Origin of the sequence: Burkholderia sp. HI2500, from assembly GCF_002223055.1 — a bacterium.
Lineage (GTDB): Bacteria > Pseudomonadota > Gammaproteobacteria > Burkholderiales > Burkholderiaceae > Burkholderia.
Genome location: NZ_NKFL01000004.1, coordinates 1914007 through 1927095, shown reverse-complemented (window position 1 = coordinate 1927095; position 13089 = coordinate 1914007). Strand labels below are relative to the sequence as shown.

Annotated in this window: 12 protein-coding genes; 5 read left to right on the top strand and 7 right to left on the bottom strand. The window is 68.0% G+C overall.

The features are described 5' to 3' along the window. Positions 1-74 precede the first annotated feature (74 nt). From alr to CFB45_RS11655, 3 genes are all read left to right on the top strand, one after another. A complete protein-coding gene (gene alr / locus CFB45_RS11665) occupies positions 75-1145 on the top strand; it encodes an alanine racemase (protein ID WP_069248292.1) in 1071 nt (356 codons plus the stop codon). Positions 1146-1156: 11 nt separating this feature from the next. Beyond that, complete coding sequence (gene radA / locus CFB45_RS11660) at positions 1157-2533, top strand: DNA repair protein RadA (RefSeq protein WP_089425946.1); 1377 nt, start codon at positions 1157-1159, stop codon at positions 2531-2533. Between the two features lie 146 nt (positions 2534-2679). After that, on the top strand, positions 2680-2946 hold the full coding sequence (locus CFB45_RS11655; protein WP_039342663.1) for a DUF2866 domain-containing protein: 267 nt from the start codon (positions 2680-2682) through the stop codon (positions 2944-2946). 191 nt (positions 2947-3137) lie between these two features. On the opposite strand, the gene CFB45_RS11650 is transcribed toward CFB45_RS11655, so the two are convergent. Next, positions 3138-5075, bottom strand: a complete 1938-nt coding sequence (locus CFB45_RS11650) for an ATP-binding cassette domain-containing protein (protein ID WP_089425700.1) — start codon at positions 5073-5075, stop codon at positions 3138-3140. A 136-nt stretch (positions 5076-5211) separates the two neighbouring features. Between CFB45_RS11650 and CFB45_RS11645 the strand changes: the two genes are divergently transcribed. Beyond that, on the top strand, positions 5212-5691 hold the full coding sequence (locus tag CFB45_RS11645; RefSeq protein WP_089425699.1) for a glutathione peroxidase: 480 nt from the start codon (positions 5212-5214) through the stop codon (positions 5689-5691). Between the two features lie 66 nt (positions 5692-5757). Here CFB45_RS11645 and cls read toward each other — a convergent pair whose 3' ends face one another. The 6 genes from cls to dapC all read right to left on the bottom strand — a co-directional run bounded on the left by cls (position 5758) and on the right by dapC (position 11927). Then, positions 5758-7197 carry a cardiolipin synthase gene (gene cls, locus CFB45_RS11640; RefSeq protein WP_089425698.1) on the bottom strand — a complete coding sequence of 480 codons (1440 nt, stop codon included), beginning with the start codon at positions 7195-7197 and terminating at the stop codon, positions 5758-5760. Positions 7198-7305: 108 nt separating this feature from the next. After that, positions 7306-8214, bottom strand: coding sequence for a 50S ribosomal protein L3 N(5)-glutamine methyltransferase (gene prmB, locus CFB45_RS11635; RefSeq protein WP_089425697.1), 909 nt, complete (start codon positions 8212-8214; stop codon positions 7306-7308). An 11-nt stretch (positions 8215-8225) separates the two neighbouring features. Then, on the bottom strand, positions 8226-9365 hold the full coding sequence (dapE, locus tag CFB45_RS11630) for a succinyl-diaminopimelate desuccinylase (protein WP_047850710.1): 1140 nt from the start codon (positions 9363-9365) through the stop codon (positions 8226-8228). A gap of 90 nt (positions 9366-9455) precedes the next feature. Beyond that, positions 9456-9824, bottom strand: a complete 369-nt coding sequence (locus tag CFB45_RS11625; RefSeq protein ID WP_039342680.1) for an ArsC family reductase — start codon at positions 9822-9824, stop codon at positions 9456-9458. After that, positions 9824-10651, bottom strand: coding sequence for a 2,3,4,5-tetrahydropyridine-2,6-dicarboxylate N-succinyltransferase (gene dapD, locus CFB45_RS11620; protein ID WP_089425696.1), 828 nt, complete (start codon positions 10649-10651; stop codon positions 9824-9826). The genes CFB45_RS11625 and dapD overlap by 1 nt, the downstream gene beginning before the upstream one ends. A gap of 43 nt (positions 10652-10694) precedes the next feature. Next, entirely contained in the window at positions 10695-11927 is a 1233-nt protein-coding gene (gene dapC, locus CFB45_RS11615; protein WP_089425695.1) for a succinyldiaminopimelate transaminase, read from the bottom strand. 159 nt (positions 11928-12086) lie between these two features. Here dapC and CFB45_RS11610 point away from each other — a divergent pair, with 159 nt between their 5' ends. After that, entirely contained in the window at positions 12087-13028 is a 942-nt protein-coding gene (locus CFB45_RS11610; RefSeq protein WP_089425694.1) for a DMT family transporter, read from the top strand. The last annotated feature ends 61 nt before the right edge of the window (positions 13029-13089 follow it).

Genomic DNA, 13089 nt, shown 5'->3' with positions numbered 1-13089 from the left:
CGCAAATTGTCGGCTTCAGTGCTCAAAAGGCGCGGTAAGCTGATGATTCGCAAGCGTCTTTACGTAAATTTCCCATGCCGCGCCCGATCTCCGCCACCATCCATACCGCCGCTCTCGCGAACAATCTCTCCGTCGTCCGCCGCTTTGCCGGCCCGTCCAAGGTCTGGGCGGTCGTCAAGGCCAACGCGTACGGTCACGGGCTCGCGCGTGTGTTTCCCGGCCTGCGCGGCACCGACGGCTTCGGCCTGCTCGACCTCGACGAGGCCGTCAAGCTGCGCGAACTCGGCTGGGCCGGCCCGATCCTGCTGCTCGAAGGGTTCTTCCGCTCGACCGACATCGACGTGATCGACCGCTACAGCCTGACGACGACCGTCCACAACGACGAGCAGATGCGGATGCTGGAAACGGCGCGGCTGTCGAAGCCCGTCAACGTGCAGCTCAAGATGAACAGCGGGATGAACCGGCTCGGCTACCAGCCGGAAAAATACCGTGCCGCATGGGAGCGCGCCCGCGCGTGCCCCGGGATCGGCCAGATCACGTTGATGACCCATTTTTCGGATGCGGACAACGAGCGCGGCGTCGCCGAGCAGCTCGCGACGTTCGAGCGCGGCGCGGAAAGCATCGCCGGCGCGCGCAGCCTCGCGAATTCCGCGGCCGTGCTGTGGCATCCGGATACCCACTTCGACTGGGTGCGCCCGGGGATCGTACTGTACGGCGCGTCGCCGTCCGGGCTGTCGTCCGACATCGCCGATACCGGGCTGAAGCCCGCGATGACGCTCGCATCCGAGCTGATCGCGGTGCAGACGATCGGGAAGGGCCAGGCCATCGGCTATGGCTCGACGTTCTCCGCGCAGGCGCCGATGCGGATCGGCGTGGTCGCGTGCGGTTACGCGGACGGCTATCCGCGGGTCGCGCCCGAAGGCACGCCGGTGATCGTCGACGGCATCCGCACGCGGATCGTCGGTCGCGTATCGATGGACATGATCACCGTCGACCTGACCCCGTGCCCGCAGGCCGGCGTCGGCGCGCGCGTCGAGCTGTGGGGCAACGCGCTGCCGATCGACGACGTCGCCCGCCATTGCGGCACGATCGGCTACGAGCTGATGTGCGCGGTCGCCGGCCGCGTGCCCGTGCGCGCGGAATAAGGGCGTTGCGCGTGGCCAAACAGAAAACCGTATACGTCTGCAGCGAATGCGGCGGACAGACCCCGAAGTGGCAGGGCCAATGCCCGTCGTGCCAGGCCTGGAACACGCTGGTTGAGTCGGTCGCCGAATCGCCCGCTGCCCATCGTTTCCAGTCGCTCGCGAAGCGGGCGCCCGTCCAGCGTCTCGTCGACATCGAAGCGGCCGACGTGCCGCGCTTCTCGACCGGCATCGGCGAATTCGACCGCGTGCTCGGCGGCGGGCTGGTCCCGGGCGGTGTCGTGCTGATCGGCGGCGATCCGGGCATCGGCAAGTCGACGCTGCTGCTGCAGTCGCTTGCGGACATCGCGAGCGAGCGGCGCGCGCTCTATATCAGCGGCGAGGAATCGGCCGCGCAGATCGCGTTGCGCGCACAACGGCTTGCGCTGCTCGACGGCGGTGCGGCGGCGGATGAGCTGAAGCTGCTCGCCGAGATCCAGCTCGAGAAGATCCAGGCCGCGATCGACGCGGAACGGCCGGATGTGGCCGTGATCGACTCGATCCAGACCGTCTATTCGGAAGCGCTCACGTCGGCGCCGGGCTCGGTTGCACAGGTGCGCGAGTGCGCGGCGCAGCTCACGCGTATCGCGAAGCAGTCGGGCACCGCGATCATCATGGTCGGGCACGTGACGAAGGAGGGCAACCTGGCCGGCCCGCGCGTGCTCGAGCACATCGTCGACACGGTGCTGTACTTCGAAGGCGATACGCATTCGTCGTTCCGGCTCGTGCGCGCGTTCAAGAACCGCTTCGGCGCGGTCAACGAGCTCGGCGTGTTCGCGATGACCGAGCGTGGGCTGCGCGGCGTCGCGAATCCGTCCGCGCTGTTCCTGTCGCAGCACGAGCAGGTCGTGCCCGGCTCGTGCGTGCTCGTCACGCAGGAAGGCACGCGCCCGCTGCTCGTCGAAATCCAGGCGCTCGTCGATACGGCGCACGTGCCGAACCCGCGCCGGCTCGCGGTCGGCCTCGAGCAGAACCGGCTCGCGATGCTGCTCGCGGTGCTGCACCGGCACGCCGGCATCGCGGCCTTCGACCAGGACGTGTTCCTCAACGCGGTGGGCGGCGTGAAGATCACCGAGCCGGCCGCCGACCTCGCGGTGCTGCTGGCGATCCATTCGTCGATGCGCAACAAGGCGCTGCCGAAGGGGCTGATCGTGTTCGGTGAAGTCGGGCTGGCGGGCGAGATCCGGCCGTCCCCGCGCGGGCAGGAACGGCTGCGCGAGGCGGCGAAGCTCGGTTTCACGTCCGCGCTGATTCCGAAGGCGAATGCGCCGAAGCAGCCGATCGAAGGGCTGAACGTGATGGCCGTCGATCGGCTCGAGCAGGCGATCGACCGCGTGCGCGATCTCGAGTGACCGGCGCGGCAGGCGCCCGTGTCATCTGAGCGGGCGATCTGTCGCGTAATTCGCTGTAAAGAAGATGTAGGGTTATGTAACCCGCCGGACATCGCTTTTCCCTATCCTTTGCCGGATTGTCGAACCGCGCAATGCGAAGGGATCCTATGTTGAAATCGTATGGGGAAGCGCCGAGCGGACGCCTTTACAACCTGCGTGGCTGCCGCGTGTCGGAGCCGATTCGCCAGCCCTGGGGCGGCGGATGCCGGATCGTCGAATGGATCGACGACGAGGGGCGCCTGGCGCGCAAGGTCGTGTCCGAGGACGTGACGGAAGCGGAAGTCGCCGCGGCGATCCGGCGGCCGACCGAAGGGCGGCGGCACCTGATGGGCGACGACGAGCAGATGCCGCGCGACACGTTGCCGCGGCGTTGAGCCGGCAACTCGGCGAATTGGGTGATTGCGGTAATGAATGAACAGGCCGGGCCGGCGCGCCCGGCCTTGTCACATCTGGGGCCGCCCACGGCCCGATGGTCTGTCGAGGTGCTGCGATGCCGAGGGGGCGCGGCGCCAGCCGGCACGCCGGGCTGGTGGGCGCATCGGTCGGCTGCGCGCCGCGACGGCGGTCAGCCGATCTGCTCGAGCTCTTCCTGCGCGGCGAGCCAGTCGGCCTCGACCGTTTCGAGACGCGTGTTGACGTCCCCGAGCTTGCGGATCGCCTCGGTCAGTTCCGTCTTGCGCTCAGCCTCGTAGCTCGCCGGATCGGCGACGAATGCGTCGAGGCGGGCCTTCTCCGCGTGCAGCGTCTCCATTTCCTTTTCGAGCTTCGTGATGCGCGTCTGCAGCGGCTTCTTCAGCACCGACAGGCGCTGCCGCTCCTCGGCTGCTTGACGCTTCTGGTCCTTGCGGTTGGCTGCGGCACCCGTACCCGCGCCCGAAGACGCCGCGCTATCGGCCTTCGCGGCCGCGCGCTGCTCGGCCGCGTGCTGCAGCAGCCAGTCGCGGTAGTCGTCGAGGTCGCCGTCGAACGGCTGCAGCCGGTGCTTCGCGACCAGCATGAACTGGTCGGTCGTCGCGCGCAGCAGGTGACGGTCGTGCGAGACGAGGATCAGCGTGCCTTCGAACTGCGCGAGCGCCATCGTCAGCGCATGGCGCGTTTCGAGGTCGAGGTGGTTGGTCGGTTCGTCGAGCAGCAGCAGGTTCGGCTTCTGCCAGATGATCAGCGCGAGCGCGAGGCGTGCCTTTTCGCCGCCCGAAAACGGCCCGACCGGGGTGGTCGCCATGTCGCCCGAGAAGTTGAAGCCGCCGAGGAAGTCGCGCAGTTCCTGCTCGCGCGTGTCGGGCGCGAGCCGCGCCAGATGCGCGAGCGGGGAATCATCTTCGCGCAGCGTTTCGAGCTGGTGCTGCGCGAAATAGCCGATCGTCAGCCCCTTGCCGTCGCGGACGTGCCCCGACAGCGGCGCGAGCGTGCCGGCCAGCGTCTTGATCAGCGTCGACTTGCCCTGGCCGTTCGCGCCGAGCAGGCCGATGCGCTGGCCGTTCTGGATCGACAGCGCGACACGCTCGACGATCGGGATTTCCGCTCCGCCGTCGGCGTGGTAGCCGCAGCGGACGTCTTCCATCACCATCATCGGGTTCGGCGCGGCATCGGGCGTGCGGAATTCGAACGTGAACGGCGACGCGATGTGCGCGGGCGCGATCAGCTCCATCTTCTCGAGCGCCTTCATCCGGCTCTGCGCCTGCTTGGCCTTGGTCGCCTTGGCCTTGAAGCGGTCGACGAAGCTCTGCAGGTGCTCGATCGTCTTCTGCTGCTTTTCGTAGGCGCTTTGCTGCAGCGCCAGTTGCTGCGCGCGCAGCACTTCGAACTGCGAGTAGTTGCCGCCGTAGCGCTTCACCTGGCGGTTTTCCAGATGCAGCGTAACGTTGCAGATCGAATCGAGGAATTCGCGGTCGTGCGAGATCACGACGAGCGTGCCGGGGTAGCGGTGCAGCCAGTCTTCGAGCCAGACGATCGCGTCGAGGTCGAGGTGGTTCGTCGGTTCGTCGAGCAGCAGCAGGTCGGAACGGCACATCAGCGCCTGCGCGAGGTTCAGGCGCATGCGCCAGCCGCCGGAGAAGCTGGCGACGGATTCGCGCGTCTGCGCGAGCGTGAAGCCGAGGCCGAGCAGCAGCGCCTCGGCGCGGGCAGGCGCGGTGTAGCCGTCGGCGTCGGCGAACGCCGCGTGCGCGTCGGCTTCGGCGGCGCCGTCATGCGCGGCGGAGGCGGCGGCGATACGGGCCTCGATCTCGCGCAGCGCGGCGTCGCCGTCGAGCGTGTAGTCGAGCGCCGAGCGGTCGACCGCGGGCGTTTCCTGCGACACATGGGCGATCCGCCACGACGGCGGCATCGAGAAATCGCCGCCGTCCGAGTGCAGCTCGCCGCGCAGGACCGAGAACAGGGTCGACTTGCCGGCGCCGTTCGCGCCGATCAGGCCGGCTTTCTCGCCGGGATTGAGCACGAAGGAGGTCGACTCGAACAGCGGCTTGGTGCCGCGCGCAAGGCTGAACTGATTGAAACGGATCACGGCGGAAATGACTGGCCAAAACCGCTATTCTAGACTGCGCGCCGCTCGCGCCGGGCATTGGCCGTTCGGCGGATGCCGCAACGGGGCAATTTCGCCTAGACTCCACGTCGATCCGGTTTCGTAAAAGGAGTGCCCGATGTCCACCCTGTATTCGTTCAGCGCAGAGACGCTTGCCGGCGCGCCGGCCTCGCTCGACGCATATCGCGGCAAGGTGCTGCTGATCGTCAACACCGCGAGCGAGTGCGGTTTCACGCCGCAGTACGCGGGCCTGCAGAAGCTGTACGACCAGTACGCGGCGCGCGGCTTCTATGTGCTCGGCTTCCCGTGCAACCAGTTCGGCAAGCAGGAGCCCGGCGACGCCACGCAGATCGGTGCGTTCTGCGAGCGCAATTACGGCGTCACGTTCCCGATGTTCGCGAAGATCGACGTGAAGGGCGACCATGCGCATCCGCTGTACCGCTACCTGACCGACGAGGCGCCCGGCATTCTCGGCCTCAAGGCGATCAAGTGGAATTTCACGAAGTTCCTGGTCGATCGTGAAGGGCGCATCGTCAAGCGCTACGCGCCGTCGACCAAGCCGGACGAAATCGCCGCGGATATCGACAAGCTGCTGTGACGGCTGCCGGCGGCGTTCGCGGCGCCGGTGCGGATCGCACGGGCGCCGCCGCCGTCGTCTAGGCCGTTAGAGGATCGGTGCGAACAGCCGCGCGACGTGCATCGCGATGCGTCGCCAGGCGGGCGATTGGCGGTATTCGCTCGCATCGACCTCGTACGCCTGCGCGAAATCGGCATCGAGCATCGTCTCGACTTCGTCGGCGAATGTGCGGTCGACGGTCAGCACCATGATCTCGAAATTGAGGCGGAACGAGCGGTTGTCGAGATTCGCGCTGCCGATCGCCGCCGCGATGCGGTCGATCAGCACGACCTTCTGGTGCAGGAAGCCGGGCCGGTAGCGGAACACCTTGACGCCCGCATCGACCAGGTCGCGCGCGTACAGCTTTGACGCTTCGAATACCACATAGTGGTCGCGCCGGCTCGGGATCAGGATGCGCACGTCGACGCCGCGCATCACGGCGAGCTTCAGTGCGGAAATCACGGCTTCGTCGGGGACGAGGTACGGCGTGGTGATCCAGACCCGTTCGCGCGCGGCGTTGATCGCCTCGACGAAGAACAGCGAGCCCGTCTCCTGCTTGTCGGCCGGCCCCATCGGCACCGCGAGGCAATGCATGTTGTCGCCGGGCTGCGCGGGCGGCGGCAACGCGAGCGGCGGCAGCTTCTGCGTTGCCCAGTGCCAGTCTTCGGCGAACACGTACTGGATGCTCGCGACCACCGGGCCGCGAATCTCGATGTGCGTGTCGCGCCACGGCGACAGGCGCGGCTTCGCGCCGAGATACTCGACGCCGACGTTGTGGCCGCCGACGAACGCCCGATTGCCGTCGACGACGACGATCTTGCGGTGGTTGCGGAAGTTGAGCTGGAAACGGTTGACGAACTTCCGGTTGGTCGCGAACGGATGAACCTCGACGCCGCCCCGGCGCAGCGTGTCGACGTAGCTGTGCGGCAGGTCGAAGCTGCCGATGCTGTCGTACAGCAGGCAGCAGCGCACGCCGGCCGCCGCGCGCGCGAGCAGCGAGTCGCGCAGCATCCGGCCGAGCGCATCGTCGCGCACGATGAAGAACTGGACCACCACGTAGTCGCGCGCGGCGTCGATGGCCGCCAGGATCGCCGAGAACGTCGCGTCGCCGTTCACGAGCGTGCGCACCGAATTGCCGCCGAGGAACGGCATGCCGCCGAGCCGCGTGAGCGCGAGCACCGCGGCCTGGCCGATTGCGTCGGCGGCCGGCCCGTCGGTCGCGTCGGTGGTGAGCCAGGGCGAGCGCGGTGTGTGCATGCGCAACATTTCCAGCTCGTGGCGCCGGGCGTCGACGTAGCCGGAAAACTTGCTGCGGCCGAGGAACAGGTACGGAATGAGCGTCAGGTACGGCATGGCCGCGAGCGAGACGGCCCACGCGATCGCGCCTTGCGACGTGCGTGTATTCATGATCGCGTGGAACGCCGCGACGATCCCGAGCACGTGGATGGTCAGGATCAGGGTGCCGAGATGTAGCCAGTCGAGGGTCATGGGCGCGTGTCGGACTCCTGAGGTCGCGCGGCCGGGCGGCCGCCTACGCGCATCTTACCCAACCGTGCGGCGCAACGGTGCACCGCACGGTGGGCGAGCCGGGAAGGCTCAGGCCTTGCGGGGCAGGTCCGACGCCTGGATCAGGAACACGGCGTCGTCGCCCGCGCTGGTGGGCAGCCACGTGAGCTCGAGGCCGCCGAACGCGGCTTCGACGTGCTCGCGCTCGTTGCCGATCTCGACGACGAGCACGCCGTCGTCGTGCAGCCAGCGATGGGCCTCGGCGACGATGCGTCGCACGATGTCCATGCCGTCATCGCCGCCCGCGAGCGCCATCTCCGGCTCGTGCCGGTACTCGGGCGGCAGCGCGGCCATCGACGACGCGTTCACGTACGGCGGGTTCGTCAGGATCACGTCGTAGCGCGAGCCCGGGTCGGTGCGGAACGTGGGCAGCGGCGCGTAGAGGTCACCGTGGTGCAGCGTGACGCGGTCTTCGAGGCCGTAGTCACGCACGTTGATCTCGGCGACTTCGAGCGCCTTGTCGGACAGGTCGACCGCGTCGATCTCGGCGTTCGGGAACGCGCTCGCCGCGAGGATCGCGAGGCAGCCGGAGCCCGTGCACAGCTCGAGCACCGCGCCGACCTGCTCGGGGTCGGCGACGTACGGTTGCAGCCCGTCGTCGAGCAGTTCGCCGATGAACGAGCGCGGCACGATCACGCGTTCGTCGACGTAGAAGCGGTGACCGTGCATCCACGCTTCATGCGTGAGGTACGCGGCCGGTACGCGGTCGGTCGCGCGCCGTTCGATCACCGCGAGCACGGCCGCGATTTCGTCGGGCAGCAGCCGCGCGTCGAGGAACGGCTCGAGCGTGTCGAGCGGCAGGTCGAGCGTGCGCAGCACGAGGTAGGCCGCTTCGTCGTACGCGTTGTCGGAGCCGTGGCCGAACGCGAGCTTCGCCTTCGAGAAGCGCGTGACCGCGTAGCGCAGCAGGTCGCGAACAGTGGCAAAAGGTGTCGTCATGCGAGGCTCCATCAGGCGATCAGTTGTTCGAGCACGCGGCGGTACACGTTCTTCAGCGGGTCGACGAAGCGCACTTCGATGTGCTCGTCGATCTTGTGGATGCTGCCGTTCGGTGGGCCGAACTCGATGACCTGCGGGCAGATGCGCGCGATGAAACGGCCGTCCGACGTGCCGCCCGTGGTCGACAGCTCGGTCGTGATGCCGGTCTCGGTGCGGATCGCGTTTTCCAGCGCGCCCGACAGCTCGCCGCGCGGCGTGAGGAACGGCAGGCCGCTCACCGACCACTTCAGCGTGTATTCGAGGCCGTGCTTGTCGAGGATCGCGTGCACGCGTGCCTGCAGGCCTTCGACCGTGCTGGCGGTCGAGAAGCGGAAGTTGAACAGCAGGTCGGCGTGGCCGGGAATCACGTTGGTCGCGCCGGTGCCGGCATGCAGGTTCGACACCTGCCAGGTGGTCGGCGGGAAGTATTCGTTGCCTTCGTCCCACTGCTCGGCGGCGAGCTCGGCGAGCGCCGGCGCGAGCAGGTGGATCGGGTTCTTCGCGAGGTGCGGATACGCGATGTGGCCCTGCACGCCCTTGACGACCAGTTCGCCCGACATCGAGCCGCGGCGGCCGTTCTTCACGACATCGCCGAGCTCGGTGGTCGACGTCGGCTCGCCGACGATGCAGTAGTCCATGCGTTCGCCGCGCGCTTCGAGCAGCTCGACGACCTTCACGGTGCCGTCGGTGGCGGGGCCTTCCTCGTCGCTCGTGATCAGGAACGCGATCGCGCCGCGGTGGCCGGGATGGGCAGCGACGAATTCCTCGGACGCGACGACGAATGCCGCGAGCGACGTTTTCATGTCGGCCGCGCCGCGGCCGTACAGCTTGCCGTCGCGATGGGCGGGGATGAACGGCGGCGAGCTCCACTGCTCGAGCGGGCCGGTCGGCACGACGTCGGTGTGGCCCGCGAACGCGAGCAGCTTGCCGTCGCGGCCGTCGGTGCCGCGCTTGACGGCCCACAGGTTGGTCACGCCGTGCGACGCGATGGTCTCGCATTCGAAGCCGAGCGCGGCGAGGCGTTCGGTCATGATCTGCTGGCAATGCTGGTCGTCGGGCGTTACGGACGCGCGGGCGATCAGCTGTTCGGTAAGGGCTAGGGTGGCGGACATGGTTCGGACCACTTTCGATAAAAAATGCCGGCGCGGTGGCCGGCAGCGACAAGACGTCGGGCTGCGCCGACAGGCGCAGCGCGGGCAGCCCTATGCGGCAAACAGCGCCGCGTATTGATCGGCCACGAAGCCGAGCGATTTCACGCGGCCGTTGATCACCAGCACGGGGCGCTTGATGACCGACGGCTTGTGGATCATCAGCGCGACCGCGCCGGCCTTCGTTTCGGCGGCCGCCTTCATCGCGTCGTCCAGGCCGCGCCACGTCGTGCCGCGCTTGTTGACGAGCGCGTCGAGCGACACGTCCTTCAGCCAGTCCTCGACGAGCGGTGCGCTGACACCGAGCTTCTTGAAGTCGTGAAACTCGAATTCGACGCCGTGATCGTCGAGCCACACGCGGGCCTTCTTCACGGTGTCGCAGTTCGGAATGCCGTAGACGACCACGGTGTGCGGCTTCGCCATCAGTCGCCTCGCAGCAGCTCGTTCAGGCCGACCTTCGCGCGGGTCTTCGCGTCGACCTTCTTGACGATCACCGCGCAGTACAGGCTGTGCGAGCCGTCCTTCGACGGCAGGTTGCCGGCGACGACGACCGAGCCGGCCGGGATGCGGCCGTAGCTGACTTCGCCCGTCTCGCGGTCGTAGATCTTCGTGCTTTGGCCGAGGTACACGCCCATCGAGATCACCGAGTTTTCCTCGACGATCACGCCTTCGACGACTTCCGAGCGCGCGCCGATGAAGCAGTTGTCTTCGATGATGACCGGGTTCGCCTGCAGCGGCTCGAGCACGCCGCCGATGCCGACGCCGCCCGACAGGTGCACGTTCTTGCCGATCTGTGCGCACGAACCGACCGTGGCCCACGTGTCGACCATCGTGCCTTCGTCGACGTACGCGCCGATGTTGGTGTACGACGGCATCAGCACGACGTTCTTCGCGATGAACGAGCCGCGGCGCGCGATGGCCGGCGGGACGACGCGGAAGCCGCCCGCGGCGAAATCTTCAGCGGTGTAGTTCGCGAACTTCGACGGCACCTTGTCGTAGAACTGCGAGTAGCCGCCGGCGGGCATCGGCGCGTTGTCCTCCAGGCGGAACGACAGCAGCACGGCCTTCTTCAGCCACTGGTGCACGGTCCAGTTGCCGTCGACCTTCTCGGCCACGCGCAGCGCGCCTTTGTCGAGCTGCTCGATCGCGTGCGCGACGGCTTCGCGGACGTCGGCCGGTGCGGCCTTCGGCGACAGCTCGGCGCGGTTGTCCCAGGCAGTATCGATGATTTGCTGAAGTTGTTGCGACATGTTCGTTTTCGCAGGAGATGGATGGAATTGATCGGATGGACGATTACCGCGCGAGAGAGCGGCAGAAATCGACGATGCGTTGCGCGCCCTCGACGCATTCGGGGGTGCCCGCGACGAGCGCGATCCGGATGAAATCGCGGCCCGGATTCGTGCCGTGCGCATCACGCGCCAGGTACGAGCCGGGCAGAACCGTCACATTATAGTCGGCGTACAGGCGGCGGGCGAACTCGGTGTCCGACAGCCCGGTGCGCGACACGTTGGCCCACAGGTAGAACGCCGCGTCGGGCAGCTTTACGTCGATCACGTCGGCAAGCATCGGCGTGACGGTATTGAACTTCTGCAGGTACAGCGCGCGGTTCTCGCGCACGTGCGCCTCGTCGTTCCACGCGGCGATGCTCGCGTGCTGCCAGACCGGCGACAGCGCCGCGCCGTGGTACGTGCGGTACAGCAGGAATTTCTTCAGCAGCGCAGCGTCGCCGGCGACGAAGCCCGAGCGCATGCCCGGCACGTTCGAGCGCTTCGACAGGCTCGACAGCATCACGAGCCGCTCGAAGCCGCGGCCGAGGCGGTGCGCGGCCTCGAGGCCGCCGAGCGGCGGCGCCGCTTCGTCGAAATAGATTTCCGAATAGCACTCGTCGGACGCGATCACGAAACCGTGGCGGTCGGACAGCGCGAACAGCTCGCGCCAGTCGTCGAGCGTCAGCACGGCGCCCGTCGGGTTGCCCGGCGAGCACACGTACAGCAGTTGCGTGCGCGCCCAGACTGCGTCCGGCACGGACGCGTAGTCGCACGCGAAGTTGCGGGCCGGGTCGCTGTTCGCGAAATAGGGTTCGGCACCGGCCAGCAGCGCCGCGCCCTCGTAAATTTGATAGAAAGGATTCGGACAGAGTACGATCGCCTTCTCGCCCTGTTCGGCCGGGCGGGCGTCGATCACCGTCTGCGCGAGCGAGAACAGCGCCTCGCGCGACCCCGACACGGGCAGCACCTGCGTGGCCGGATCGATGGCCGGCAGCCCGTAGCGGCGCTCGAGCCAGTGCGCGATCGACGTGCGCAGCGCGTCCGAGCCGGCGGTGGCCGGGTACGACGCGAGACCGTCGAGCGCGGCCACCACGGCGTCGCGGATCAGCGCCGGGGTCGCATGTTTGGGCTCGCCGATGCCGAAGCTGATCGGTTTGAGGGCGCCGGAGGGCGTCACGTCCTTGAACAGGGCGCGCAGCTTTTCGAAGGGATAGGGCTGGAGCGAGTCGAGTCGAGGGTTCACGGGCGAAGCGGCCATCGCGGCCGGTTGGAGCGAAAGAAGCGGCGGGCGCGCCGCGCGGCTGCGAACGGGCGCCGATGGCGCGCGGGTCGCAACGGACGATTATAGCGTGACGGAATGCGGTCACGGCCTGCCGGAACGGCGGCCGGGCCGGTCGAATAAAGGGTATTGAACCAAATGAATAACGCGGTACGCGGCAGCCTGCCGACGCTGGCCATCCTGATCGGCGCATCGGTATGGGGCCTGATCTGGTATCCGCTGCGGATCCTGGCGTCGCTCGGCGTGACGGGCACGCTGGCGAGCGCGCTGACGAGCCTCGTCGCCTTCCTGTTCGTGATCGTCGCGCGCCACCGCACGATCGCGACGCTGCGCTGGCACTGGGTGCTGCCCGGCATCGCGGTGACGGCCGGCGTGACGAACCTCGGGTTCGTGTGGGGCACGATCCACGGCGAGGTGCTGCGCGTGATGCTGCTGTTCTACCTGACCCCCGCGTGGACCGCGATCTATGCGCACTTCCTGCTGCGCGAGCGGCTGACCTGGGCCGGCGCGGGGCTCGCGGCGCTGTCGATCGGCGGCGCGATGCTGATGCTGTGGTCGCCGACGCTCGGCCTGCCGTTGCCGGCCACCCCGGCCGAATGGGCCGGTCTCGCGGCCGGGTTGAGCTTCGCGATGAGCAACGTGCTCGTGATCAAGGCGAGCCGTGAGCTGCCGGAGATGCGCGCCGAGATGCGTACCGCGACGCTGTTCGGCGGCGCGGCGGTGTTCGGCGCGATCGCGTCGCTGTTCGAGGGGATACCGGCTGCGCCGGCGGGCGGCCACCTCGGCACGGCCGCGCTGATCATCGTCGCGATCGGCGTGACGATGGCGTCGAACAACCTGCTCGTGCAATACGGGCTGGCGCGCGTGCCGGCGAACCGTGCGTCGATCATCATGCTGTTCGAGATCGTGATCACCGCGTTGTCGGCCTGGGTGTTCGCGAACGAGCTGCCGAGCGCGCGCGAGTGGGCGGGCGGCGCGTGCATCGTGCTGGCGACGCTGCTGTCGAGCCGGGTCCATCGTGCCGCGCCGGCACCGGACAAACCCGGCGACGGTCGGGACGGCGCACGCGCGATGGTATGATGGAAGCCGTTTGCGGGGCCCAACGCTGTATGCGCGCGGCCCCGCTTTTGAATTCCGGAGC